This is a genomic window from Arthrobacter sp. AL12, from assembly GCF_029960645.1.
Taxonomy (GTDB): domain Bacteria; phylum Actinomycetota; class Actinomycetes; order Actinomycetales; family Micrococcaceae; genus Arthrobacter.
Map to the genome: position 1 here is coordinate 1 of NZ_JASBQY010000006.1, position 25,668 is coordinate 25,668.

19 protein-coding genes are annotated in these 25,668 nt (G+C 68.6%); 9 read left to right on the forward strand and 10 right to left on the reverse strand.

Annotated features, from left to right (window positions below; translation table 11 throughout):
• Window positions 1-483 precede the first annotated feature (483 nt).
• The 4 genes from QK291_RS08545 to QK291_RS08560 all read left to right on the forward strand — a co-directional run bounded on the left by QK291_RS08545 (window position 484) and on the right by QK291_RS08560 (window position 5,418).
• Entirely contained in the window at window positions 484-771 is a 288-nt protein-coding gene (locus tag QK291_RS08545; RefSeq protein WP_024367639.1) for an HU family DNA-binding protein, read from the forward strand.
• A 145-nt stretch (window positions 772-916) separates the two neighbouring features.
• On the forward strand, window positions 917-3,079 hold the full coding sequence (locus QK291_RS08550; RefSeq protein WP_282380860.1) for a cytochrome c oxidase assembly protein: 2,163 nt from the start codon (window positions 917-919) through the stop codon (window positions 3,077-3,079).
• Window positions 3,076-5,037 carry an NHL domain-containing thioredoxin family protein gene (locus tag QK291_RS08555; protein WP_282380862.1) on the forward strand — a complete coding sequence of 654 codons (1,962 nt, stop codon included), beginning with the start codon at window positions 3,076-3,078 and terminating at the stop codon, window positions 5,035-5,037. Before QK291_RS08550 ends, QK291_RS08555 begins: the two co-directional genes overlap by 4 nt.
• Window positions 5,038-5,100: 63 nt before the next feature.
• Window positions 5,101-5,418 (forward strand): DUF559 domain-containing protein, encoded by a 318-nt coding sequence (locus QK291_RS08560; RefSeq protein ID WP_282380864.1) that lies wholly within the window; start codon window positions 5,101-5,103, stop codon window positions 5,416-5,418.
• 142 nt (window positions 5,419-5,560) lie between these two features.
• Here the strand turns inward: QK291_RS08560 and QK291_RS08565 are convergent, their stop codons facing one another.
• The 4 genes from QK291_RS08565 to QK291_RS08580 form a co-directional block, all read right to left on the reverse strand.
• Window positions 5,561-6,553, reverse strand: a complete 993-nt coding sequence (locus QK291_RS08565; RefSeq protein WP_282380866.1) for a hypothetical protein — start codon at window positions 6,551-6,553, stop codon at window positions 5,561-5,563.
• Between the two features lie 73 nt (window positions 6,554-6,626).
• Entirely contained in the window at window positions 6,627-8,321 is a 1,695-nt protein-coding gene (locus tag QK291_RS08570; protein WP_282380868.1) for a helicase HerA-like domain-containing protein, read from the reverse strand.
• A gap of 43 nt (window positions 8,322-8,364) precedes the next feature.
• Entirely contained in the window at window positions 8,365-9,066 is a 702-nt protein-coding gene (locus QK291_RS08575) for a type 1 glutamine amidotransferase domain-containing protein (protein WP_282380869.1), read from the reverse strand.
• Window positions 9,067-9,117: 51 nt separating this feature from the next.
• Entirely contained in the window at window positions 9,118-9,987 is an 870-nt protein-coding gene (locus QK291_RS08580) for an aldo/keto reductase (protein WP_282380871.1), read from the reverse strand.
• Window positions 9,988-10,083: 96 nt separating this feature from the next.
• On the opposite strand from QK291_RS08580, the gene QK291_RS08585 reads away from it, so the two are divergent.
• From QK291_RS08585 to QK291_RS08595, 3 genes are all read left to right on the forward strand, one after another.
• Window positions 10,084-10,902: a hypothetical protein gene (locus QK291_RS08585; protein WP_282380873.1), complete on the forward strand. Its 819-nt coding sequence runs from the start codon at window positions 10,084-10,086 to the stop codon at window positions 10,900-10,902.
• A 134-nt stretch (window positions 10,903-11,036) separates the two neighbouring features.
• Window positions 11,037-12,026, forward strand: coding sequence for an LLM class flavin-dependent oxidoreductase (locus tag QK291_RS08590; protein WP_282380874.1), 990 nt, complete (start codon window positions 11,037-11,039; stop codon window positions 12,024-12,026).
• A gap of 238 nt (window positions 12,027-12,264) precedes the next feature.
• Window positions 12,265-14,892 (forward strand): trehalase-like domain-containing protein, encoded by a 2,628-nt coding sequence (locus tag QK291_RS08595; RefSeq protein ID WP_282380876.1) that lies wholly within the window; start codon window positions 12,265-12,267, stop codon window positions 14,890-14,892.
• 81 nt (window positions 14,893-14,973) lie between these two features.
• Here the strand turns inward: QK291_RS08595 and QK291_RS08600 are convergent, their stop codons facing one another.
• From QK291_RS08600 to QK291_RS08615, 4 genes are all read right to left on the reverse strand, one after another.
• Complete coding sequence (locus tag QK291_RS08600) at window positions 14,974-16,038, reverse strand: DUF1524 domain-containing protein (protein WP_282380877.1); 1,065 nt, start codon at window positions 16,036-16,038, stop codon at window positions 14,974-14,976.
• 192 nt (window positions 16,039-16,230) lie between these two features.
• The gene (locus tag QK291_RS08605) at window positions 16,231-17,157 is read right to left on the reverse strand and encodes an AEC family transporter (RefSeq protein WP_282380878.1); all 927 of its coding nucleotides are present in this window, start codon (window positions 17,155-17,157) and stop codon (window positions 16,231-16,233) included.
• A 116-nt stretch (window positions 17,158-17,273) separates the two neighbouring features.
• Window positions 17,274-17,702 (reverse strand): aspartate 1-decarboxylase, encoded by a 429-nt coding sequence (gene panD / locus QK291_RS08610; RefSeq protein WP_282380879.1) that lies wholly within the window; start codon window positions 17,700-17,702, stop codon window positions 17,274-17,276.
• Window positions 17,703-17,767: 65 nt separating this feature from the next.
• A complete protein-coding gene (locus QK291_RS08615; protein WP_282381208.1) occupies window positions 17,768-18,679 on the reverse strand; it encodes a LysR substrate-binding domain-containing protein in 912 nt (303 codons plus the stop codon).
• A 142-nt stretch (window positions 18,680-18,821) separates the two neighbouring features.
• Between QK291_RS08615 and QK291_RS08620 the strand changes: the two genes are divergently transcribed.
• Both QK291_RS08620 and QK291_RS08625 read left to right on the forward strand, forming a co-directional pair.
• Window positions 18,822-20,285 carry an amino acid permease gene (locus QK291_RS08620; RefSeq protein WP_282380880.1) on the forward strand — a complete coding sequence of 488 codons (1,464 nt, stop codon included), beginning with the start codon at window positions 18,822-18,824 and terminating at the stop codon, window positions 20,283-20,285.
• Between the two features lie 223 nt (window positions 20,286-20,508).
• A complete protein-coding gene (locus QK291_RS08625) occupies window positions 20,509-24,042 on the forward strand; it encodes a bifunctional proline dehydrogenase/L-glutamate gamma-semialdehyde dehydrogenase (RefSeq protein WP_282380881.1) in 3,534 nt (1,177 codons plus the stop codon).
• A 121-nt stretch (window positions 24,043-24,163) separates the two neighbouring features.
• On the opposite strand, the gene QK291_RS08630 is transcribed toward QK291_RS08625, so the two are convergent.
• Both QK291_RS08630 and QK291_RS08635 read right to left on the reverse strand, forming a co-directional pair.
• The gene (locus QK291_RS08630) at window positions 24,164-24,517 is read right to left on the reverse strand and encodes a hypothetical protein (protein ID WP_282380882.1); all 354 of its coding nucleotides are present in this window, start codon (window positions 24,515-24,517) and stop codon (window positions 24,164-24,166) included.
• Window positions 24,518-24,735: 218 nt separating this feature from the next.
• Window positions 24,736-25,590 (reverse strand): LysR substrate-binding domain-containing protein, encoded by an 855-nt coding sequence (locus QK291_RS08635; protein WP_282380883.1) that lies wholly within the window; start codon window positions 25,588-25,590, stop codon window positions 24,736-24,738.
• Between the last annotated feature and the right edge of the window lie 78 nt (window positions 25,591-25,668).

Genomic DNA, 25,668 nt, shown 5'->3' on the forward strand with positions numbered 1-25,668 from the left:
GAGGGTGTGGGAGAGTAGGTCACCGCCGGAACATCATTAAACGGTCGAGAGCCCCAACCACACGGTCGGGGCTCTCCCGCATTTAACTGCATTTAACTCAGAATCAAGGGGGAGCAGGGGGCATGCTCCCCGCCGCCCACCGCAGCCACTGCGTCAGGTGCCGGCGTCGCCGGAGCTCACCGGGTCCAGAGGGGCCGTGGGGTGGCCGCCGCCGTCGGACTCCAGGGGAGACCGGGAGCGTTGCCTCGGATCACGGAGGATCTGAGGAAGCGCCTGGTCGGACCCTGCCCCCGCTGAGGGAGCGTCCGCTGATGGCGAAATATGGCCTCGAAAGGCGTCGATTCACGGGTTTTTCCCCAAAAAAGGCCGAAAACACGCGGAATTTGCCACCTCGGCGGCGGCAAGCTGGTAAGTTTTCGAACAGTGGCTTGTGCGCATGCCGTGTGCAGGCTCCAGGAATCATGACCGTCCAGGAGGACATAAATGGCTAAGAACCGTAGTGAACTTGTTGCAGAGGTAGCAGGCAAGGCCGGCACCAGCCAGGCAGCCGTCAACTCCGTGCTGGATGCACTGTTCGAGGTTTTCGAGACCTCTGTCGCCGCGGGCGAAAAGATCACCATCCCGGGCTGGCTCGCAGTTGAGCGCACCGACCGTGCAGCTCGCACCGGCCGCAACCCGCAGACGGGCGAGACCATCCAGATCGCCGCGGGCCACAGCGTCAAGCTGACCGCCGGCTCGAAGCTGAAGGCTGCGGTCTCCAAGAAGAAGTAGTCTTCTTCGAACGCTTGAAAGGAGCGGCGACCCTCTGGGTCGCCGCTCCTTTTTCGTTAGCTGCCATGGCCATCCGCGGTCCTCGGGCCGGTTGCTGGCACAGCTCGATTCGGCGGGCAGGCGGGGCGTAGCGGACAATGGAACTGTGCCTTCCGCAGCAAATCCCCGTGCCACCACCGCCGCTCCCACCCCGACCGGGGGAGCGCGGGGCGCCAGCGCGGGTTCCGGCAAAGTCTCCCGGGCCTGGCTGTTCGCCGCCCTGGCATCGCTTTTCCTGGGACTTGTTGCCGCGCTGGTGTTCTCCGGCGCCGCGGCCGCCCGCGAGGTCTCAGACCCGGGCGCCCTGGTCCGCTGGGGGCTGCCGGTCAGCAAAGCAGTGCACAACATTGCCCTGGCCACCGTGATCGGCGGCCTGCTCTTCGCCGTCGGAATCCTGCCCCGCTCCCACGCAGGCTCCCGCTCCAAAGACAGGGACGCCCCGGAACATCCTGCCTTCACCCGGACGCTGGCGATCGCCGCGGCCGCCGGGGCCGTCTGGACGCTGTCGGCGATTGCCGTGCTGGTGCTGAGCTACTCCGACATCGCCGGCCAGCGGATCTCCGGGGATCCGGAGTTCACCCGCTCCCTGGTCTATTTCATGACCGATATCGAGACCGGCCGGGCCTGGCTGGCCGTAGTTGTCATCGCCGCCGTGGTCACCACGGCCCTCTTTGGGGTCCGCTCCCGGGGGCCCCTGGCGGCAACTCTGGTGCTGTCCCTCGGCGGACTCGTCCCGTCAGCGCTGATCGGACACTCCGCCAGCTCCGCCGACCACGAAGGCGCCATCAATTCGCTCGGCCTGCACCTGGTTGGGGTATCGGCCTGGGTCGGCGGCATCATCACGCTGGCACTGCTGTCCGGCACGCTGGGAGGCACCGCATCCGGTTCGAAGTCCGGCAGCCGCCCTGACATCACGGAGCCGACGTTCCGGCGCTTCTCCGCCCTGGCAGGGTTCGCCTTCGTCCTCGTCTTCGCCTCCGGCGTGATCAACTCCAGCATCCGCCTCACTTCCTGGAGCGACCTCTTCGGCTCGGCCTACGGGCAGCTGATCCTGGCCAAAGCAGCGGCGACCCTCGTCCTCGGCGGCATCGGCCTGATGCACCGGAGCTGGGTCATCCCCCAGCTGGGCAGCCGAGGCGGGGGGCTGTCCGCCCGCCGCGTGCTCTGGCAGCTCGTCGTTGCGGAGCTCCTGATCATGGCCGCGACGTCGGGCATCGCCGTCGCGCTGGGCCGCTCGGCGCCGCCGCAGGGCGAGGCGCCGGCGCCGAACGCCTCACCGGCCTTCATCGTCTCGGGCTACGAACTGCCGCCGGAGCTGACCCCGGACCGCTGGCTGACCGAATGGCGCCCCGACTGGCTCTGGGTCGCCATCGCGGCCTTTGGCCTGGTCGCCTACATCCTGGGCCTGCGAAAGGTGCTCCGGCGCGGGGACTCCTGGTCCTGGTTCCGGACCGTCAACTGGGTGATCGGGCTCGGGGTGCTCACGTATGTGACCTCCGGTCCGCCGGCGGTCTACGGCCGGGTGCTGTTCTCGGCGCACATGGTGGACCACATGGCCCTGACCATGGTGGCCCCCATTTTCCTGGTCCTTGGCGCCCCCGTGACGCTGGCCCTGCGTGCGCTCACGGCCCGCCGCGACAGCTCCCGCGGCCCGCGCGAATGGCTGCTGATCGGCATCCACTCGAAATTCTCCCAGCTGGTGACGCATCCGCTGTTCGCCGCCGCCAACTTCGCCGGCTCGATCGTGCTGTTCTACTATTCAGACGCGTTCGGGTACGCGATGCGGGACCACGTCGGCCACGAGCTGATGAACCTGCACTTCGCCCTCACCGGCTACATCTTCGTGCTCACCATGATCGGCACCGACCCGCTGCCCCGGCGCGCGCCCTACCCCATGCGGCTGATGCTCCTGCTGGCCACCATGGGCTTCCATGCCTTCTTCGGCGTCGCGATCATGGGCGGCACGGGGCTGCTGGCCGCGGACTACTTCGGCAACCTCGGCCGGACCTGGGGCCCGTCAGCCCTGCTGGACCAGCAGCTGGGCGGCGCCGTGGCCTGGGGCATCGGCGAAGTGCCCACGCTCCTGGTGGCGATCGGCGTCGCCATGCAGTGGTCCCGTTCGGATGCGCGCGAGTCCAAGCGCACCGACCGTGCGGCGGACAGGAATAACGACGCCGATCTCACTGCTTACAACGATATGTTTGCCAAGCTGGCCGAGCGCGATGCCCGGCTGGCCGAACGCAACTCAAAGCTGGAAGGACGCTCATGACCGAAACCGTACGCACCCACCACCGGGTCCGGGCCTCCGAGCTGGTGGGCCGCAACTGGCTCAACACCGGCGGGAAATCCCTTGACCTGGAAGCCCTGCGCGGCAAGATCGTGCTGCTCGACTTCTGGACGTTCTGCTGCATCAACTGCCTGCACGTGCTGGACGAACTCCGCCCGCTCGAGCAGCAGTACTCCGACGTCCTGGTGACGGTCGGCGTGCACTCCCCGAAGTTCGAGCACGAGGCTGATCCGGTGGCCCTGGCCGCCGCCGTCGAACGCTACGAGATCCGCCACCCGGTCCTGGACGATCCTGAGCTGGACACCTGGAAGGCCTACGCGGCACGGGCCTGGCCCACGCTGGTCGTCATCGACCCCGAGGGCTACATCGTGGCGCACCTCTCCGGCGAGGGCCACGCCGATGGCCTCGCCGTGCTCATCCCGGAGCTGATCGCCGAGCACGAGGCCAAGGGCACGCTGCACCGCGGCGATGGGCCATATGTGGCGCCGGAGCCGACGTCGGGCACCTTGCGGTTTCCTGGCAAGGCCCTGTTCCTGCCCGACGGCCGCGGCGTCGGAAGCGCCTCAGCGGCGGGTTCCTGGCTGGTGACCGACACCGGGCACCACCGCCTCGTGGAGCTCTCCGCCGACTTCCAGACCGTGCTCGCCACCTACGGTTCCGGCGACAAGGGCCATGCCGACGGCAACGCCGCCACGGCCCGCTTCAATGAGCCCCAAGGCCTGGTGCTGCTCCCGGCGGACGTCGCTGCCGAGACCGGCTACGACGTCGTGGTTGCCGACTCCGTGAACCACCGCCTGCGCGGGCTGTCCCTCGCGGCCGGAACCGTCAGTACCCTGGCCGGCAACGGCGTGCAGCGGCTCCTCGAGACGGGACCGGCGCGGGTGGACGAGGAGGGCGCAGCCTACGGTGCCCGGCTGGAGACGGATCCGCTTCAGGTCTCCCTCAGCTCGCCCTGGGACGTGGTCTGGTCCACCAAACTCCATGCCGTGGTCGTCGCGATGGCCGGCGTGCACCAGATTTTCAGCTTCGACCCGCGCTCCGGCGCCGTGTCCATCATCGCCGGCAACGGCCTCGAGGGCCTGCTCGACGGCCCGGCGGAGGAAGCCTGGTTCGCCCAGTCCTCCGGCCTCGCCGAGGACGCCGACGGCAGCATCTGGGTGGCGGACTCCGAAACCTCGGCGCTGCGCAAGCTCGTGATCGGCGACGGCGGTGGCATCACCGTTGAGTCCGCCGTCGGCAAGGGCCTGTTCGACTTCGGTTTCCGCGACGGGAAGGCCTCCGACGCCCGGCTGCAGCACCCGCTGGGCGTCACCGTGCTGCCGGACGGCTCGGTGGCGATCGCTGACACCTACAACGGTGCCGTCCGCCGCTACGATCCCGCCTCGGGCACGGTGTCCACCCTGGCACGCGGGCTGTCCGAGCCCTCCGACGTGATCGTGGACCACACCCAGGTCGCCGGAACCGAGCCGTTGCTGGTGGTCGTCGAGGCGAACAAGCACCAGCTCGTCTACGTGCCGATCCCCAAGGAAGCGCAGCAGGTGGATGAGGGCGCGGCCCAGACCCACCGGCCCAAGACCCCAGTGGCCCCCGGGCTGCTGGAGCTGGCGGTCCGCTTCACGGCGCCCACCGGCCAGAAACTGGACGACCGCTGGGGCGACCCGACCCAGCTGAAGATCTCCTCCACCCCGCCGGAGCTGCTGCTGGCCGGCGGCGGAACCTCGGTGGGGCTGTCCCGCACCCTGGAGCTTTCCGCCGACGTGGCGGAGGGCGTGCTGCACATCACCGCCCGCGCCGCTGCCTGCGACGGCCCGGAGGACGCGGACGGCGAGATCCCCGACCACGCCGCCTGCCACCTGTACCAGCAGGACTGGGGCATCCCTGTGCTGCTGCAGGCCGACGGCGACACCGAGCTGGTGCTGGACCTGCGCGGCATGGACTGACGTCCGCCGAAGAGGCCCGGCCTGGGCTGCTGTTCGTGACCCGGCGTCACGGACGGCAGCCTTTTGGCTTTAACGGGCACCCGGTTCCGCGGAATCCCGGAGTTCGGCGACGTTGGCGGCAGCAAAATGCTGCTGCGGGTGACGCGGCACCTCCCACGGGCAGCAGCGCGGCTGCTGGAGGGCACACTGATTGTGGAGCTGGACGGACGCCACCACGGTGAGTGGGTCCGGGGCAAGAAGGACCAGCGGCGCAACAACGTGTCCGTGGTTCAGGGCTACTCCGTGCTCCGGTACTACGACGACGACGTTGTGCACCACTCCGCGCCGATGCTGGCGGCCGAGGTCCTGGCAGTGCTCGGCCGATCGCCGGGGCCGGTGTAGGCGTCACTGCAGGCAGGTTCCTGGCAGCCTGGGACAACGGATCCAGCGGAGGGCCGGGCTGCGGTGGGGCTGCCGGAGCCAAGACATTGCCCGGAGTGACGCATGCTCCGCCGCCGTGGGGCTCCAGTTGCCTCCGCGGGGGCTAGTAGCTCAGGAGCGGGGTGACTTTGACTGTGTCTGCGTCGATGTCCAGGCGCGCGGTGAAGCTGAAATCGTGGACGGTGTTGAGGGACGTCACGGCGCCGGTGAACAGATCCACCTGCTGGGCCTCGATCCGCGCCTTGCCGTTCAGGGGCGCCACCACCCAGCGCCCGCCGAAGGGTTCGATGCTGACGGTGGGGTACTCGGTGATGCTCCAGTCGATGGTGCCGTCAATGACCCTGTTGTTGGTGGTGTGGTAGAACGGGCAGTCCGGCTGGAGCTGCTGCTGCTTGTCGGCGGTGTCGGCGCAGGTGTCCAGGAACTCGTTGACTTTGCTGCCCACCGCGTCCTTCAGCCCGGCGGTGGCTTCCGTCATCAGGTTCAGCGGTGCCACGGGGACGTCCCGGCCGGACACGGTGGCCTTGGTGGGCGCGGCGGAGAAGTACTGGCCGGTCACGGAGGCCTCGTACTCGCCCGGGTAGAAGACGGCGAAGGAGTTGCGGCCGTTGGGCATGTTCACCGGGACCCCGTTGAGGGTGGCCTCGCTGGCGTTGACCACCGTGACGTCCAGGACCGGAAGAGCGGCGGGAACAAGGGCCCATTTGTGGAAGAACAGCCACTCTGTGCCCGACCTCTCCAGCAGGAACTCGGTCCGCAGCTCGCTGCCGTCAATCGTGTACTCGATCGGCACCATCACCTGGTTGTTGCCGCGGTCCTCGGCGTCGCCGTACCTGATGCCGCTGATCCGTGCGGTGGCGGTCTGCAGCGCCGTGCCGTCCAGCATGGCGGCGTTGCTTTGGGGAACGGAAGCGCTCAGCAGGCCAAGGGCTTTCTCGCCTTCGCCCTTCTGCAGGGCATCGAGATATTCACGGACAGGCTGCTGCGGGCTCGCAAGTGAGTTGTTCACGACATTGATCGCAACGATGCCTCCGGCCACGGCAAGCATCAGGACCAGCAGCCATGCGGCTGCGATCCTGATCAACGCCTGACTCATTTGCACTCACCTTACGTTACCTGCACCCCGCAGGAATCCTCTTGTCACGCGGGTTCCATGTGACAGGGCCCGCCTAGCGGCGGCGCTTGGAGGCGGTGCCGAAGACGCCGCGCAGCAGTTCGCGGCCGAGCTGGGTCCCGAGCGAGCGGGCCATGCTCTTGAGTCCGCCGCCGAGGGCGCCGCCCAAGGCGCCGGCCAGGTCGCCGGCCATGCCGCCGCCGTCCGCCGGCTGCCTGGGTGACTGCCGGGTCTCCTGCCGGGCCTCACTTCTCGGCTCGCGACGGTCAGGTGCCGCAGCGGGCCGGCTGCTGGGGCGGCCCAGGATTTCCTCCTCGATCCGGCGTGCCTCGGCGTCAACGTCGGACGCCCCGCCGGGGGAAGGGGCCGCAGGGGCCGCAGCACCGGCGTCGGCCTCGGTCTTCCCGGAAATCTTCTCGTAGGCGGAGACGTTGTCGACGGCGGTGCCGTACTTGGGCAGCAGCGCAGAGCCGGCCACAGTGCTGGAGATCAGGGCGTCGGCGCTGGGCCCCATGACGGATTCCGGCGCGCGCAGGCGGGTGAGCGCCACCGGCGTCGGGGCGCCCTTTTCGTTCATAACGGTGATGACCGCCTCGCCGATCCCGGCGGAGGTGAGGGTTTCCTCAAGGTCGTAGTCGCTCATCGGGAACGTGGAGACGGTGGCTTTGAGCGCCTTGGCATCCTCCGGGGTATAGGCGCGGAGAGCGTGCTGCACCCGGTTGGCGAGCTGCCCCAGGACCTCCGCGGGGACGTCCTTGGGGGTCTGGGTGACGAAGAAGATCCCGACGCCCTTGGACCGGATCAGCCGCACGGTGGTGGTGATGGCGTCCAGGAACGTCTTCGAGGCGCCGTTGAACAGCAGGTGGGCTTCGTCAAGGAAGAACACCAGTTTCGGCTTGTCCAGGTCCCCGGCCTCGGGCAGGTCCTCGAACAGGTCGGCCAGCAGCCACATCAGGAAGGTGGAGAACAGCATCGGCTTGGTCTGCAGGGTGGGCAGCTCCAGGCAGGTGATGACCCCGCGGCCGTCCGGGGCGGTGCGCATCAGTTCGGCCGTGTCGAACTCGGGTTCGCCGAAGAACCTTTCCATGCCCTGCGCCTCGAGCGTGATGAGTTCACGAAGGATCACGCCGGCGGTCGATTTCGACAGCCCGCCGAGTTCCTCGAGGTCGTCCTTGCCTTCCGCGGAGGTGAGGAACTGGATGACGGCGCGCAGGTCCTTCAGGTCGATCAGTTCAAGGTCGTTTTTGTCCGCGAAGTGGAAGACCAGCTGCAGGCTCGATTCCTGCGTGTCGTTGAGCTCCATGATGCGGGAGAGCAGGATGGGGCCGAAGGAGGTGATGGTGGCACGGACCGGGATGCCGTTGCCGTCGCCGCCCAGGGCCAGGAACTCCACCGGAAACGTCTTGCCGGACCAGGGCTGGCCGATCCCGGCCGTGCGGGCCATCAGCTTTTCGCTGCCAGTGGCGGCCGTGGCCAGCCCGGACAGGTCGCCCTTGATATCCGCCAGGAATACCGGGACCCCGGCGGTGGAGAGCTGTTCGGCCATCATGTGCAGCGTGACGGTTTTGCCCGTGCCGGTGGCCCCGGCCACCAGCCCGTGGCGGTTCATCATGGACAGCGGGAGCCGGACGGGGGCTTCCTTGTGGACTTCGCCGTCGATGATCGCGGCGCCCAGCTCAATCGTGGGGCCCTCGAGGGTGTAGCCCTTCTGGAGGGTGGCGACTTTGTCTGCGGTGGATTTGATGACCATGCGGACAGCTTAGCCGGGTCCGGCGGGTGGTGTGGCGGCGCTGCTACCCGGCGAGGGCCTTGAGGACTTCCTGCGCCACGGCCTTGCTGGACTGCGGGTTCTGGCCGCTGATCAGATTGCCGTCGCGCACCACATGGGAGCTCCACGCGGCGGCGTTTTCGACGACCGCGCCCTTGTCCTTCAGCACGTCCTCCACGAACCACGGCGTGTTGGGGCCGGTGCCGCCGTTCAGTTCCTCCTCGTTGGTGAAAACGGTGAGGCGGCGTCCCGCGAAGGCGAAAGCCCCGGCGCCGTCCGTGGCGCTCAGCAGGTCGGCCGGGCCGTGGCAGAACGGGGCGATGATCGTGCCGGCCGTGTTGGCCGCGACCAGGATTTTGCCGAGGTCGGCGTCCTGGTAGAGGTCGGTCATCGGGCCGTGGCCGCCGGGCAGGACGATCGCGTCGTAGCCGGCGGGGTCGACGCCGGCCAGCACCAGCGGCGCGGACAGCTCGGCGTCGATCCCGGCGAGGTACGCCCGGAAGCTGTCGGCGCGGTCCTGGCCGCCGGCGGACGCGGCCGCCAGGCTCACCTCGTCCACGGTCGGCTTCGCGCCGCCGGGTGTGGCGATGTGGACGGTGTGTCCGGCATCGCGGAGGGTCTGGTGCGCAACAACTACTTCCTCGGCCCAGTAGCCGGTGGGGTGTTCGCTGCCGTCACGCATGGTCAGGGAGTTGGCGGCGGATACGACCATCAGAATGCTAGCCATGTCAGGCTCCTGTTCTGCCGGCCACACGGCCGGCGGGTATAAGTAGGGGTGTTAGCGTGCGGCTTCGAGTTCGGCGTACGTGGTGTCATCCAGCACGACGCCGGCCGCGGCCAGGTTCTCTTCGAGGTGCTGGATCGAGCCGGTGCCGGGGATCGGCATCATGACGGGGGAGCGGCGCAGCAGCCAGGCCAGGGCCACCTGGGACGTGGTGGCGCCGAGCCGCTGGGCGGCGGCATCCAGCGGGCCGCCGGGCCGGGCCAGTTCGCCGGCAGAGATCGGTGCCCAGGGGATGAAGCCGATCCCGTTCTCCTCGGCATAGTTGAGCACGTCCTCGGAGCTGCGGTCCGTCAGGTTGTAGCGGTTCTGCACGGTGGAGACGGTGAAGTACTTCCCGGCCTCCTCGAGTTCGGCGACGCTCACCTGGGACAGGCCCAGTGCCTTCACCTTGCCCTCCTTCTGCAGGTCACGAAGCACGGTGAACTGCTCCTCCGGATCCACCTTCGGGTCGATCCGGTGCAGCTGCAGCAGGTCGAGCGCGTCGACTCTGAGCTTGCGCAGGCTCAGTTCGGTCTGTTGCCGGAGGTATTCGGCGCGGCCCAACGGGACCCATTCATGCGGGCCGGTGCGCGTGAACCCGACCTTCGTGGCGATCCGAAGGCCGTCCCGGTAGGGGTGCAGGGCCTCGGCCAGGATCTCCTCGCTGATGTTCGGGCCGTAGGAATCGGCGGTGTCAATGAAGTCGACGCCAAGTTCGACGGCGCGGCGGACGACGGCGATGGCGGCCTTGCGGTCCGCCGGCTCGCCCCAGACGCCGTCCCCGACTATGCGCATGGCGCCGAACCCCAGGCGGTGGACGGTGCCGAGGTCCGTGAGGCCGATCGTGGCGGACAGTTCCGGATGCTGTGAATTGTCTTGGCTCATAGCGGCGACAACTCCTTCAGCCTGCTGAGTATTCCAGCCGCCGACCTGCGCGGCGGGTTTCCCCGCCCGGGGCAGGGACCTGAAGTAAGCTGGGGCATGGCTACCCGGGTATTGAAAAAGGTTGTTTCCGCCGCCATCACGCTTGGCCTGCTCCTGCTGGGCGGGGTGCCCGCCTCGGCGGCCCCGCCCCGGAACGCCGATCCGGTCGGCATCGACGTTTCCTGGCCCCAGTGCGGCAAGGCCCTCCCCAAAGAGCCGGCGTTCGCCGTCGTCGGGGTGAACAACGGACTCGCCAACACCACCAACCCGTGCCTGGCGACCCAGCTCGCCTGGGCCAACACCGCCCCGTCCCCGGCGCTCACCGCCCAGCCCCGGGTGGCACTGTACGTCAACACGGCGAACCCCGGCCTGCAGGGTTCGTGGTGGCCCGGTTCCAACCGCTACGGAGGCGTTGACGTGGCCAACCCCTACGGTGCCTGCCGCGGCGGAGGCAGCGGCGCGGGCGACTTCCGGGCCTGCTCCTTCATGTACGGCTACGCGAAGGCCTACGACGACGCCACGATCCGCGGGATCGGCGACCCGGAGAAGTACCTGTGGTGGCTGGACGTGGAGACCGAAAACAGCTGGCAGCCGGACAAGGCCGCCAATGTCGCGGACCTCGAGGGTATGGCCGCCTATTTCACCAGCATCCACGCGAAGGTCGGCCTGTACTCCACCGGCTACCAGTGGAACCAGATTGCCGGCACGGTCTCGTCCAGCAGCCCGCTCGCGGGTCTGCCCAGCTGGCTGGCGGGGGCTCGGTCGCTCACAAGCGCAAAATCCAACTGCTCGTTGCCGGCGCTCACCCCCGGCAGCCGCGTCGCCCTGACGCAGTACGTCTCGTCCGGGCTGGACTACAACTACTCCTGCCCCTGAGCCGCCCGCTGCATGGGCAGCGCCACAGCGGAGGCAGAAATAACCCGGGGCCCGGCGTCGTTGTCGACAGTGTGCCCGCGCCGGGATCCGGTGCGGCACCTGAGACTTCCCCGCTACGAAAGGCCGGCTTTTCCGTGACTGTTCCGCTTTCCATCCTTGACCTGGCAACCATCGGCAAGGGCCAGACGGCGGCAGAGAGCCTCGCGGGGAGCGTCGCCATGGCCCAGCTTGCTGAGCAGCTGGGGTACCGGCGGGTCTGGTATGCCGAGCACCACAACATGTCGGCCATCGCCTCCTCGGCCACGAGTGTGCTGATCGCCCATGTCGCCGCGCAGACCGGGAGCATCCGGCTCGGAGCCGGCGGCGTGATGCTGCCCAACCACTCGCCGCTGACCATCGCCGAGCAGTTCGGCACCCTGGAGACCCTGCACCCGGGCCGGATCGACCTGGGCCTGGGCCGGGCGCCCGGCAGTGACCAGAACACGCTGCGGGCCCTGCGCCGCGACCCGATGTCCTCGGACAGCTTCCCGCAGGACGTGCTGGAGCTGCAGGGCTACCTGACCGGCCCCACCCGCATTCAGGGCGTGGAAGCCACCCCCGGCAGGGGCACCGACGTGCCGCTGTACATCCTGGGATCCTCGCTGTTCGGGGCCCGGCTCGCCGCGCAGCTGGGCCTGCCGTACGCCTTCGCCTCGCACTTCGCGCCCAACGCGCTGCAGGACGCCGTCGCGATCTACCGCCGCGACTTCCAGCCGTCCGCGCAGCTGGACGCCCCGCACGTGATCGCCGGCGTCAACGTCATTGCGGCCGATTCCGCGGCCGAGGCGCAGCGGATGTTCCAGGCCACCAAGCGCGCCCGCGTCTCGCTGTTCTTCGGCAACGGCCGCGAGTTCAGCGACGACGAGGCGGACATGATCCTGGATTCGCCGCAGGGCCAGCACGTGGCCCAGATGATGAAGTATTCTGCCGTGGGCACCCCGGACGCCGTGCTGGAATACCTGGACGAATTCACCGCCCACGCCGACGCCGACGAGCTCATCGTGGCGCACCAGAGCACCGGCACCGAAGCCCGGCTGCGCTCCGTGCAGCTGCTGGCCGACGTCGCCGGACTGGTCCGGGTGTAGGCCGGCCCGAGCGCGTCCTGGAGCCGCGCGGCGCGGCAGGAGGGCAATTCCTGAGCCAATAACCGGCCCTGTGTGACGCGGCCGGCGCAGGGCCAACCCCGTCATGTGCCCTGCGGATGTTACACAGCTGCAACCGCTGGGACACCCGCGCGAAACCGGGGTTTTGGAGGATAATGGGAGTACGTCCTTCACGGACGGTCTCATGCAGGCATTGGGGAATACTCGAAGGACTCCGCACATGCCCACTCCCCGCAACCAGTCCCTGACCGACTCTGCCCTCCAGACGAAATCCCTGCCGCTGGGCCTGCTCCGTGCTTTCGTGCAGACCGACGCCGCCGACGACGGGCTGACGCCACAACTGCTGGCCGAACTCAAGATCCTGGCCCGCACCCCCGGTCTGCTCGTGGCCTGCAACTACGGCGGGACCCTGTGCGCCGCGGAAGGCACCTCCACCGAGACCCTGCCGCTGGGCAGCGCCGCGATTGCGCTCCGGGCCCTGGCCGCCCTCCCGAACACCCACGCGGCCGTCATCTCCGGGCGTTCCCTGCGCGATCTGGCCGCCGTCTCTCGGCTGCCGGCGGAGGTGCATCTGGTCGGCTCGCACGGCGCCGAATTCGATATGGGGTACGCCCACGGGCTCTCGCTCGCCACGGAATCCGTGCTCCAGCAGGCCAGCCAGGCACTCGCCGAAACCGTCGGCGCGTACCGCGGCATCACCATCGTGCGAAAACCCGTGGCCGTGTCCGTGCACACGCGGCCGGCCGCCCCCGACGTCGCCGCGATAGCCGCCGAGCAGGCCGAGGCGATCGCCCGGGCGCACGGGCTGTCCTTCATCGTGGACGGCTCGGTCCTGGACCTGTCCGTGGTGGAGCCGGCCAAGGGCGCCGCCCTCGAACACCTGCGCTCCATGCTCGGCGCCAGCGCCGCCCTGTACGCGGGGGACGCCGCCAGCGATGAGCAGGCGATGGCAACCCTGCGCGGGCCGGACATGGCCCTGCGGGTGGGGCAGGGCCCCACCCTGGCCGCGCACCGGCTGCGCGACCCCGAGTCCTTCGCCCGGGTGCTGGCCATCCTCTTTGAGCTGCGGCGGGCCTGGCTGTTCGGGGAGGACGCCGTCGGCCTGGAGCGGCATTCGATGATCGGCAACGGCGCCTCCACTGCGCTGATCACCCCGGACGCCAAGATCTGCTGGATGACCCACCCGCTGCCGGACTCGGGGTCCCTCTTTGCGCATCTTCTCGGCGGTGACGCGGCCGGCCACTTTTCGGTGGAACCGGTGAAGGCCTCCCAGGTGCTGGGCCAGCGGTATGTGGACAGCACCATGATCGTGGAAACCCGCTGGGCAGACGTCACCGTCACTGACTACCTGGAACCGGCGCCGGAGGGCGTGACGAGCCTGGTCCGGGTGCTCTCGGGCACGGGAACGGCGCGGATTGTCTTTGCGCCCCGCCCGGACTACGCGAAAGCGCCCTTCATCATGGAGGCCCGCCGCGAGGAGCTGCACGTCGTGGGGACCGCGGACCCGATCATGTTGCTCGCCCCCGGCGTCAGCTTCACCCTCACCTCGGACGGCCGCCACGCGACCGCGACGGCCGACGTCGAACTGCGGCACGGCCCGGTGGTGCTGAACCTGCGCTGCGGCGACACGGAACCCCAGCGCGCGGAACCGCCGGAGGAGAACTCGCGCCGCGCCGCCGTCGCGCATCATTCCCGGCGGTGGGTGCAGGCGCTGCAGCTGCCGGCCGTGAAACCTTCCCTGGTCCGCCGGTCCGCCCTGGTGCTCCGCGCCCTGGTCCACGAGCCCACCGGCGCCGTGCTGGCGGCGCCGACCACCTCGCTACCGGAGGGGATCGGCGGCACCCGGAACTGGGACTACCGGTACTGCTGGCTGCGGGACGGCTCCATGACGGTCAACGCACTGGTGGACCTTGGCTCGACGTCTGAGGCGGAGGGGTTCCTGGCCTGGCTGGGCCGGATCCTGGCCCACGCCCCCGGGCCGGAGTGGCTGCACCCGCTGTATTCCGTCACCGGGGCGCCGCTGTCCACCGAAGCCATCATCGAGAGCCTCCCCGGATACGCGGGCTCCCGGCCGGTCCGGATCGGCAACGCCGCGGACCACCAGGTGCAGCTGGACGTGTTCGGGCCGATCGCCGAGCTGATCGACGCCCTGAGCGCGCGGCAGGGGGTGCTGGACGACGCGCACTGGGAGCTGATGGTCCAGATGGCCTCGGCCGTGCTGGCCCGCTGGCACGAGGCGGACCACGGGATCTGGGAAGCCAGGCGGGCACCCCGGCACCACATCTACACCAAGGTGATGTGCTGGGTGGCGCTGGACCGGGCGCTGCGCACCGCGGCGCGGCACGGCCGGACGCCCCTGCCGGAGTGGGAGCCGACGGCGGCGGTCATCCGGGAGGAGGTCCTGCGCGAGGGCTGGGATGAGAGCGCAGCGTCCTACACCGTGGCCTACGACAGCCCAGACCTGGACGCCGCGGTGCTGCACATCGGGCTCTCCGGGCTCCTGGATGTTTCCGATCAGCGCTTCCTGGACACCGTCACGGCGGTGGAACGGGAACTGCGCGTGGGGCCCACCGTGTTCCGCTACCGGTACGACGACGGCCTGCCGGGCCTGGAGGGCGGCTTCCACATCTGCACCACCTGGCTGATCGAGGCCTACGTGGCGGTGGGGCGGATTGAGGAGGCATGGGACCTGTTCGACCAGCTGGTCAACCTGTTCGGGCCCACCGGGCTGCTGCCGGAGGAGTACGACCCGGGCACCGAGACGCACCTGGGCAACCACCCGCAGGCGTACTCGCACCTGGGCTTCATCCGCTGCGCGCGGCTGCTGGACGCACTGCCGGCGAACTAAGCGCATCCCGGGGTTGAACCGGCCAGACCGCTATTCGCGGGCGCCCCTTTGACCGGCGTCCCGCCATTCGCAGACGCCCCGCTATTCGCAGGCGACACCGTCGCGGTCGCCGTCCATCTTCTCGCGGTAGCCCGGCTGGCCCGCCCGGAGCGGCGCTGCCCCGGCGGCGCGGGCGGCAGCGCAGTTCGCGTAGTACACGGCCGCCGGTGCGGGTGGCGCGGCCGGTGCGGGTGCGGCGCCGTCGGCCGGAGGAGGTGGAGCGGCCGGGGACGCCGTCTGGGGTGCGGCCGGTCCCGGTGCTGCCTGGCCGGCGGGCGCGGCGGTGTCCCGGCAGTCGGCCAGGACCCGTTCCATCGCGTCATGCTCGGCCCGGGTGACCCACAGCCCGTAGCTGGACTTGACCGAGATCTGCCGGGCCACGTAGTCGCAGCGGTAGGACTTGTTCGGCGGCAGCCAGGTGGCGGCGTCGCCGTCGCTCTTTTGCTGGTTGGTGGGGCCGTCCACCGCGAGCAGGTTCAGCGGATCGTTGGCGAAGGAGAGCCGCTGGGCCTCGGTGAGCTGCTGGGCGCCCTTCTGCCAGGCATCGCTGAGCGCCACCACATGGTCGATCTGCACGTCCGGGCTGGTGCTGGTGCCGCGGAGGAAGTTGATCAGGGTGGCGGTGTAGGGGTCGTTCAGGATCCCGGAGAGGACAACGCAGTCCCGGGTGTCGGGCTTGAGGGCGAGATCGGTCAGGTCCCGGCGGAGCATGTCATTGCGGGTATCGCAGCCGTTGCGGTCGGCGTCGGCCCAGGCCTGGCCGAACTGCTCGCGCGAGTAGCCCGTTTTTGGGGCCCGGCCCTTGATCGGGATCGTGGCCAGCACCTCCAGGGCCTTGCCGGCAGCGGCCGGTTGCAGGGTTGGGGCGCCCCCGCTTGTGCCGGGGGCCGGTGTGCCGGGGGCCGGTATGCCGGCTTCGGTGGTGGGCGCGAGGCTTCCGGCCGGGGCGCTGGAGCTCGTGACCGGGGCAGGCGCTGCGGCCGGGGCCGCCCCGGGGTCGGCGCAGGCTGTGGCGGAGACCAGCAGCAGTCCTGCCAGCCCGGCGGCGATCCAGTCGACGGCGCCGGACCTGGCGGTGCTGGATCCCGCCGTGCCGCGTGGTCTCACCCTTTGCAAATCTTCCCCACTTCGTGCTGTTGCCCCCAGGTCTCGGCGGAACAGCCTAAGACCGGTCCCAGCCTACCGGCGCCGACAGCAACGCGGGGTCACCTCGCGCCCGTGCCGGGGCCCGGAATGGGTACGATCTGACCCCGCGTTGCCCCTGGTGCTGGCATAAGCATGTGCCGGGCGGGGCGGGCGTCAGGCAAGCAGCAGCGCGACGCCGATCATGGCCGGCACGGCGACGATGGTCGTGATGAGCACGGTGTCCTTGGCGACCGTGAGGCCGGTCTGGTACCGGCTGGCAACGACGAAGACGTTCTGCGCCGTGGGCAGGGCCGACGTGACGACGACCGCGAAGAGCGCCTGGTCCTCCATGCCGAGGGCGAAGCGGGCGAAAACATAGGCCAGCGCCGGGTGGACGATGAGCTTGAAACCGCTGGCCAGAAGGGTGTCGAGGTGCCGGCCGGCCGAGGCCTGCAGCGGCCGGGAGCCGTTGAGGCTCATCCCGAAGGCCAGCAGCATGGCCGGAATCGCGGCGCCGCCGATCAGGTGGATGGGCTGCATCACCAGCTCCGGGACCTGCCAGCCTGTCCCCGCGACAAGGAGGCCCAGGCCGGAGCCCACGATCATCGGATTCCGCAGGATCATGAGCCCTAAGCCCAGCGGCGTGGTCCGGTGGCTGCTGGTGGTGGCGTCGAGGGCCATGAGGAACAGCGGCGTGAAGAACGCCAGCTGGAAGATCAGCAGCGGGGCCACGTAGCTGGCGTCCCCGAGGACGTAAACGGCGATGGGGATGCCCAGGTTGGCGGAGTTGGCCAGCGAGGCGCCCATGGAGGACACCAGCGATTCCGGCACGGAGCGTTTAAGCAGGAAGCGGACAATGATAAAGAACAGCGCCGCCGTCGCGATGGCCCCCAACGCTGTGACCAGCAGCGGTGCGGCGAAGATGTCCTGCAGTTTGGCCTTGCTGAGCGTTTCGAACAGCAGGGCCGGGCTGGCGACGAAGAACGTCAGGGCGCTCAGCACGGAGCGGGCGTTCTCGCCCAGGATGCCGCGCCGGCCGACAAACATGCCCACCAGGATGATGCACCAGACCACAAAGAACCCGGCCAGGACCTCTAGCACGCGGCGGTCCGCGGCAGCGAAGGCGGGGCAGGAGTGGCGGTCACCCTCCCAGACTAATCAGCTTTGTTAGTGCCGGGCGCCTGTTGCGGCGGAAGTCCGTCCGCGGCTGAGGGGCGTCAGTTGAGCGCGGCGTTGTTCAGCGCGTACGGCGGGCGCATGATCCCGGGGGTGTGGCCCTCCGCCGGGTCGTTGCCGATCTGGACAATCTTGTTGTCCTTGTCCACATGGACCACCCTGGGGCTGTAGCCCTTCGCCTCATCCGTGGTCATCTGGGCGTAGGTGATCAGAATGATGATGTCGTTCTCGTGCATGAGGTGCGCGGCAGCACCGTTGATTCCGATCACGCCTGAACCGCGCTCGCCGGCAATCGTGTAGGTCTCCAGCCGGGCGCCGTTGGTGACGTCGACGATGGACACCAGTTCGCCGGGAAGGATGTCGGCCGCTTCCAGCAGATCCAGGTCCACGGTGACCGAACCGACGTAGTGGAGGTCCGCGTGCGTGACCGTGGCGCGGTGGATTTTGGACTTGAATATTGTGCGATTCATAACGGCACCAGTCTAGCGCCGGCCCGCCGGAAGCGCTGTGAGCCAACCGACACCGCCGGCCACCGTCACGGGCCGGCGGGCGGGATGGACGCGGCAGTCTCGGCGAGGATCTCCCGGGCAGCGAGGATGGCCGGCCGCGTGGCGCTGGAGCGCCGCACCGAGGTGAAGATCGTCCGGTGCGGATCACCGGGCAGGGTGATCAGCTCCGACGTCGTCCCCCGCCCGGTCCAGACCAGGTCCGGCATGAGCGCCACGGCGTTGCCGGATTCGATCAGCCGGATCTGGGCCTGCAGGTCGGCCGTCTCGTAGCGGACGTCGGGTTCGAACCCGGCGCTGCGGCAGGCCTGCTCGGCCCAGTGCCGTGACGCCGCCCCGCGCGGCTCCATCACCCAGGCCAGCCCGGCGGTCTCCGGAAGTGCCGTTACTGCCGGACGCCCGGGGGAACGGGGCGGAACGGCGAGGCGGATCGCATCGCGGGTAAGCCGGAGCCGGTCGAGTTCGGCGTACCGGGGTGCCGCGTGTCCGGGGTACTGCTCGGCAATCACCAGGTCGAAGTCCCGGGCCCAGGTCTCGTGAAGTGCGGTTTCCGGTTCCCGCTGGGTCATTTCAATCCTCACTTCGGGATAGCGTGACGACATCCGGGTGAGGGCGTCCGGCATCAGGGCAAGCGCCGCCGACTGGAAGACAGCGATCCGGACCGTGCCCGTCACGGTGGTCAGCGAGGCGGCCAGATCAGCCTCGGCCTGTTCCAGTGTTTCCAGCAGCTGCGCCGTGTGGGCCACCAGAACCTCGGCCTGCGGCGTGAGCTGGACCCGGCGTCCGGTCTTGCGCAGCAGCTCGACGCCGGCTTCCTTTTCCAGGAGGGCCAGCTGCTGTGAGACAGAGGAGGGGCTGTACTGTAGCGCCTCCGCGACTTCGGCCAGGGTGCCCCGGATCTTCAGTTCGCGCAGCAGGCGCAACCGCCGGACATCCAACATCGCCATTCCTTTGTGAATTCTAATGGTTATTGATTAGGAGAATTCACTTTATCTAATGCAATCCCGGTTGCATACTGTTGTCGTTACGTAATTCCCATCACAGGGTGGATTGATGGGTACCACACCTGAGCAGGAGACCCTGATGGCTACAAAAGACATAGACAGGTCGATCATGCGGCGGAAGCCCATCGACGACATCGAGGAAGAAAACCTCCACAGCGGACTGATGAAGAGCCTCGGGCTCTGGCAGCTGACGGCCATCGGCGTCGGCGGCATCATCGGCGTCGGTATCTTCTCCCTGGCGGGCCTCGTGGCCCACGGCAGCGAGACCGAGCCCGGCGTCGGCCCGGCCGTATTGTTTTCCTTCCTCATTGCCGGCCTCGCCTCCGCGGCGGCCGCCTTGTCCTACGCCGAGTTCGCCGGCATGATCCCGCGGGCCGGTTCGGCGTACACGTACGGCTACGTGGCGCTTGGCGAAATCATCGGCTGGTTCATCGGCTGGGACCTGCTGCTGGAATACATCGCGATTGTCGCGGTGGTGGCCATCGGCATTTCCGGCTACTTCGACGCCTTCCTCTCCGGCATCGGTGTCAATATGCCCGTCTGGATGACTGCGACGCCGGATGAAGGCACCGGTGGCATCGTCAACATCCCCGCGATAGCGGTCTGCCTGATCGTGACCTGGATCTTGTCCCGCGGCACCAAGACGTTCGGCCGCTTCGAACTCATAGCCGTGGCGATCAAGGTCGTCCTGATCCTCTTCATCATTGGTCTCGGCATCTTCTACATCGACACCGGTAACTACAACCCGTTCATGCCCAGCGGGTTCGGCCCGGTGGTGGCGGGAGCGGCCACGGTGTTCTTCGCCGTGTTCGGTTACGACGCGATGAGCACCGCCGCGGAAGAGGCGAAGGACGGCAAGAAGCACATGCCGAAGGCAATCATCATGTCCCTGATTGTCGCGATGCTCCTGTACGTCGCTGCCACCCTGGTGCTCACCGGAATGCAGAACTACCAGGAAATCGACCCCAAGGCAGGCTTCGCCTCCGCATTCAACAGCGTGGGATTGCCGGTGATCGCCACGATCATCTCGGTCTTTGCCGTGCTGTCCATCCTGACCGTGATGCTCACCTTCCTGCTTGGCGTCACCCGCGTGTGGTTCTCGATGAGCCGCGACGGGCTGCTCCCCGGCTGGTTTGCCAAGACGGACCGCCACGGCACCCCGCAGCGCGTCACCTGGATCGCCGGAATCGCCTCCGCACTGCTCGCCGGAGTGTTCCCGATCAAGGCCGTCGCCGACTTGACGAACATCGGCATCCTGGCCGCGTTTGTCGTCGTCTGCACCGCGGTCATCGTGTTCCGCTACAAGAAGCCCGACGCCCCGCGAACCTTCCGGCTTCCCCTGATGCCGCTGGTTCCGGCCTTCGGTGTGCTGGCATCGGCGTTCCTGATGTTCCAGCTGCACTGGGAGACCTGGGCCCGCTTCGGCATCTGGCTCGTCATCGGCCTGGTCATCTACTTCGGCTACGGGCGCAAGCACTCGCTGATGAACCCCGACAGCCCGCGGCACGAGGAGCTCGTGGAGATGCACCGCCCCGTCGCCTAGCCGTTCAGCCCGAGTTGCGCTATCACTTTTGGCTCCCATTCAACCTCATTGGGAGCCAAAAGTGATAGCGCATTCGTGCGTTCGGGAAACGGTAAAACCCGCCTCGAGAACCTTCGGCGTTTCTAACCAGTATTGCTCGGAAAACATCGCTTTATCTTATGAAAATCGGGTCGCATACTGAATCTGGAACGATCCATATATTGAGAAAGAACGAGTACCAGCCATGACCAACATTTCAACGGAGTCCGGTGTGAACGACGGCAGCGCAGCCGGGCACGCACCCGTCTCGGAAGGCTCCCCGGTCCTTGAGGCCGCAGCCCTCGCCGAGGAGACCATCGGGCTGGTACGCCACTGGCTCACCGAGGCGGCGAAGGTCCCGGTGGACGCCTCCGCCGAGCAGCTGGCCGGTGTCCTGAAGGATCCCAACGGCCTGGACTTCACCGTCGGGTTCGTCGACGGCGTCGTCCGCCCCGAGGACCTGGCAGTCGCCGCCCGCAACCTCGCCACGCTGGCCCCCAAGGTCCCCGCCTTCCTGCCCTGGTACATGCGCGGCGCCGTGCGCCTCGGCGGCACCGTGGCCCCCGCGCTGCCGCAGGTGGTCATCCCGATCGCCCGCCGCGTGCTCCGTGAGATGGTCGGCCACCTCATCGTCGATGCCACCGATGCCAAGCTGGGCCCGGCCATCGCCAAGATCCGCAAGGACGGCATCAAGCTCAACGTCAACCTCCTGGGCGAGGCCGTGCTCGGCGAGCACGAGGCCGCGCGCCGCCTCGAGGGAACGCACAAGCTGCTCTCCCGTCCCGACGTCGACTACGTGTCCATCAAGGTCTCCTCCACGGTGGCTCCGCACTCGGCCTGGGCCTTCGACGAGGCCGTCGAGCACGTCGTCGAGAAGCTAACCCCGCTCTTCGCCCGCGCCGCCTCCTTTGCCGTCGGCGGAGGGAAGGCCAAGTTCATTAACCTGGACATGGAGGAGTACAAGGATCTGGACATGACCATCGCGGTCTTCACCCGGATCCTGGACAAGCCGGAGTTCAAGGACCTCGAGGCTGGCATTGTGCTGCAGGCCTACCTCCCGGACGCCCTCGCCGCCATGATCCGCCTGCAGGACTGGGCCGCCACCCGCCGCGCCGCCGGCGGCGCAGCGATCAAGGTCCGCGTGGTGAAGGGCGCCAACCTGCCGATGGAGCAGGTCGAAGCGTCCCTGCACGACTGGCCGCTCGCCACCTGGGGCACCAAGCAGGACTCGGATACCAACTACAAGCGCGTCATCAACTACGCGCTGCACCCTGACCGGATCGGCAACATCCGGATCGGCGTCGCCGGCCACAACCTCTTCGACATCGCATTCGCCTGGCTGCTGGCCAAACAGCGCGGCATCGCGGATACCGCAGAGCAGAGCATCGAGTTCGAGATGCTGCTCGGCATGGCCCAGGGCCAGGCGGAAGCCGTCAAGCAAGACGTGGGCTCGCTCCTGCTCTACACCCCCGTGGTCCACCCGGCCGAATTCGACGTCGCGATCGCCTACCTGATCCGCCGGCTCGAGGAAGGCGCAAGCCAGGACAACTTCATGTCCGCGGTCTTTGAACTCAGCGAGAACGAATCCCTCTTCGAACGCGAGAAGCAGCGCTTCCTCGCCTCCCTCGCCAGGCTCGACGACGAGGTCCCGCCGCCCAACCGCCGTCAGAACCGCAGCCTTCCGGCCGAACCGATGCCGCGCGACTCCTTCGAGAACACCGCGGACACCGACCCGTCCCTGCCGGCCAACCGCGACTGGGGCCGTGCCATCCTGGAGCGGGTCCCGTCCTCCACCCTCGGCAACGCCGCCGTCGAAACCGCCATGATCAACGACGAGCAGACCCTCAACACGGTGATCGACACCGCACTGGAAAAGGGCAGGGCCTGGGGCGCCCTCTCCGGCGGCGAGCGTGCGGCGATCCTGCACCGCGCCGGCGATGTCCTGGAAGCCCGCCGCGCCGACCTGCTCGAGGTCATGGCCAGCGAGACCGGCAAGACCATCGACCAGGGCGACCCGGAGGTCAGCGAGGCCGTCGACTTCGCGCACTACTACGCCGAGGCGGCCCGCAAGCTCGACGACGTCGACGGCGCCACCTTCGTCCCGGCCAAGCTCACAGTGGTGACCCCGCCGTGGAACTTCCCGGTCGCCATCCCGGCCGGCTCCACGCTGGCCGCCCTCGCCGCCGGCTCCGCCGTCGTGATCAAGCCCGCCAAGCAGGCCCGCCGCAGCGGGGCCGTGATGATCGAGGCCCTCTGGGAGGCCGGCGTCCCCCGGGACGTCCTGACCATGGTCCAGCTGGGCGAGCGCGAGCTTGGCCGGCAGCTGATCTCCCACCCCGCGGTGGACCGCGTGATCCTCACCGGCGGCTACGAGACCGCCGAACTGTTCCGGTCCTTCCGCCCGGACCTGCCGCTGCTAGCCGAAACCAGCGGCAAGAACGCCATCATCGTCACCCCGAGCGCCGACCTGGACCTGGCCGCCAAGGACGTCGCGTACTCCGCCTTCGGCCATGCCGGGCAGAAGTGCTCCGCCGCCTCGCTGGTGATCCTGGTGGGATCCGTGGCCAAATCGCGGCGCTTCCACAACCAGCTGATCGACGCCGTCACCTCGCTGAAGGTCGGCTACCCCGAGGATCCGGCCAGCCAGATGGGCCCCATCATCGAACCGGCCGGCGGGAAGCTGCTCAACGCCCTCACCACCCTCGGCGAAGGCGAAAGCTGGGCCGTCGAGCCGAAGCAGCTGGACGGGACGGGCAGGCTCTGGAGCCCGGGCGTCCGCTACGGGGTGCGCCGCGGCTCCTACTTCCACCTCACAGAATTCTTCGGCCCTGTCCTGGGCGTGATGACCGCCGCAACCCTGGAGGACGCCATCGCCATCCAGAACCAGATCGAGTACGGCCTCACCTCCGGGCTGCACTCGCTCGACCCGGCGGAACTGGACCTCTGGCTCGACACGGTCCAGGCCGGCAACCTCTACGTCAACCGCGGCATCACCGGCGCCATCGTGCAGCGCCAGCCCTTCGGCGGCTGGAAGAAGTCCGCCGTCGGCGCCGGCACCAAGGCCGGCGGGCCCAACTACCTCGTCGGGCTCGGCGAATGGGTCAGCCGGCCCAGCGCCGCCGCCGGCGAGTCGGCTGTGCACGCCGGCGTCCGACGGCTCGAGCAGGCAGCCCGGGGCTTCCTGGCCGACGGCGAACTGGAAGCGCTGCAGCGTGCCCTGGCCTCCGACGCCCTTGCCTGGACCGAGGAATTCGGCACCGCCAGGGACGTCTCTGGGCTCAGCGCCGAGCGGAACATTTTCCGCTACCGTGCCCTGCCGGTCACGGTGCGGCTCTCCGAAGGCGAACCCCTCGCCCACCTGGTCCGGACCGTGGCGGTCGGCGTTCTTGCCGGCTCCGCGCTGACGGTGTCCACCGCCGTCGAACCCCCCGCCCGGCTGCACACCGTGCTCTCCGGCCTCGGCATCGACGTGACCGTCGAGAACGACGCCGACTGGCTGGGCTCCGCGGCCCGGCTCGCCGGCGCGGCCCGGCTCTCAACCTCGCGGATCCGGCTCATCGGCGGGGACGCCAAGGCCCTGGCCGGGGCGACCGGCGGACGTCCCGACCTGGCGGTCTACTTCCACCCGGTCACCGAAGCCGGGCGCGTTGAACTGCTGCCATTCCTGCACGAGCAGGCCGTCAGCATCACGGACCACCGCTTCGGCACCCCGAACCACATCTCGGACGGACTGATCTAGGGGGCCGCCGCCCCGGAGGCGCGCATCCTGGGCAACAAAAAGACGAGCCGGGCGGCCACCCTCCAATAGTGGCCGCCCGGCTCGTGGTCTCTGTGGCCCGGCTAGGAGCCTGCCGGCTGACTCAGCCGAAGTACCAGCCTGGAGGAACCCACGAGGCAGGCACGGCGTGGGCGGAGAAGTCGTCGCAACCGGAGCAGAAGTACGTGACTTCGCCCAGTTTGTTGATGGAACCGTCCCGATGGTGAGTGGCCGGGACAAAAGTCTCCAGGTAGATGAACTCGTCGGTGCCGCAGCGTTCGCAGTAAGGGCTGCCGACGTACTCGGCCTCCACCAAGGTCGCCGGGTGGGGGTCCAGACGTCCGCGGCTGGGGTGGTGCGCGGCGGAACCGCGGTGCACGACCTGGGAAAGCGGGCCTATCTGCTGGAAGCTTCGGGCTGATGCGGGAGTGTGGGGGCGGTTAACGGCTGGCGTCATTGTCGGCCTATCCCGAACGCTTCCGGAGGGTCGCCGCACGGCAGACACACAGGACAGCGTTCGTATTTCGAATCGTTGTCATTGGCCTCTGCTTGACCTTCAACATACTCAGGATAGGCCACGATCTCGAGTGGATCAATGGTATGCGTAAGTACGCAATCCGAGTAGGTACATCAGCGAGTACGCAGGTGTCCCTCCCGGGCGCTCAGGAGGGGCGCTCAGGAGGGGCGCTTCAGGGTCCGGCCCGCGATGGTCTGGGTCAGGGCCTCGATCACCTCGGTGTTGGCCAGCGGGTTGCGGATGAGGGTGAAATCGACGTCGCCCACCGGCGGAAGGTCGAAGCGCCGGGTAATGATCTTCAGGTCGTCCGGCACCAGCGAGGACGGCATGACCGCGACCCCGATCCCGGCGCGGACCGCGGCCAGCACCCCGCTGATCTGTCGCGTGGTGCAGGTGATCCGCCAGGTCCGGCCGGCGGATTCGAGCGCGTCGATGGCCAGTTTCCGGCTCAGGCTGGGCGCGGGGTAGGCAATCAGCGGCACAGGCTCCGCCGGGTCCAGCGAGGTCTGTTCCAGGCCCACCCAGGCGAAGGAGTCCTGCTGCACCACCGTGCCGTCCTTGGCCCCGGCCACCCATTTGACGAAGACGAGGTCCAGCTGGCCGGCGTTGAGCCGCTTGTACAGCTGGTCGCTTTGGCCCACCGTCAGCTCCAGATTGATCTGCGGGTAGACCTGCCGGAACTCCCGCAGGATCCTCGGCAGGCCGGTGATCGCGAGGTCGTCGGCCGTGCCGAAACGCAGGCGGCCGCGCATGGCCGAGCCGGAGAAGTAGCGGGAGGCGGCGTCGTGCGCGGACAGGATGCTGCGGGCAAACCCGGCCATGGCGTCACCGTTGTCGGTCAGGCGCACGTCCCGGGTGTCCCGTGCCACCAGGACCCGCTTCGCGGCGGCCTCGAGCTTGCGCACGTGCTGGCTCACCGTCGGCTGCGCCAGGCCCAGCCGTTCCGCGGCCTTGGTGAAGCTCAGTGTTTCGGCCACCGCCAGGAAGGACCGCAGCTGGGCGGGTTCGAACATGCGGTCTCCTGAACTGCGGCGATTTCGCGCCGCATTGCGTTTCGTAATGCGAGTTATGCGGTGAATAAGCTTCCACAA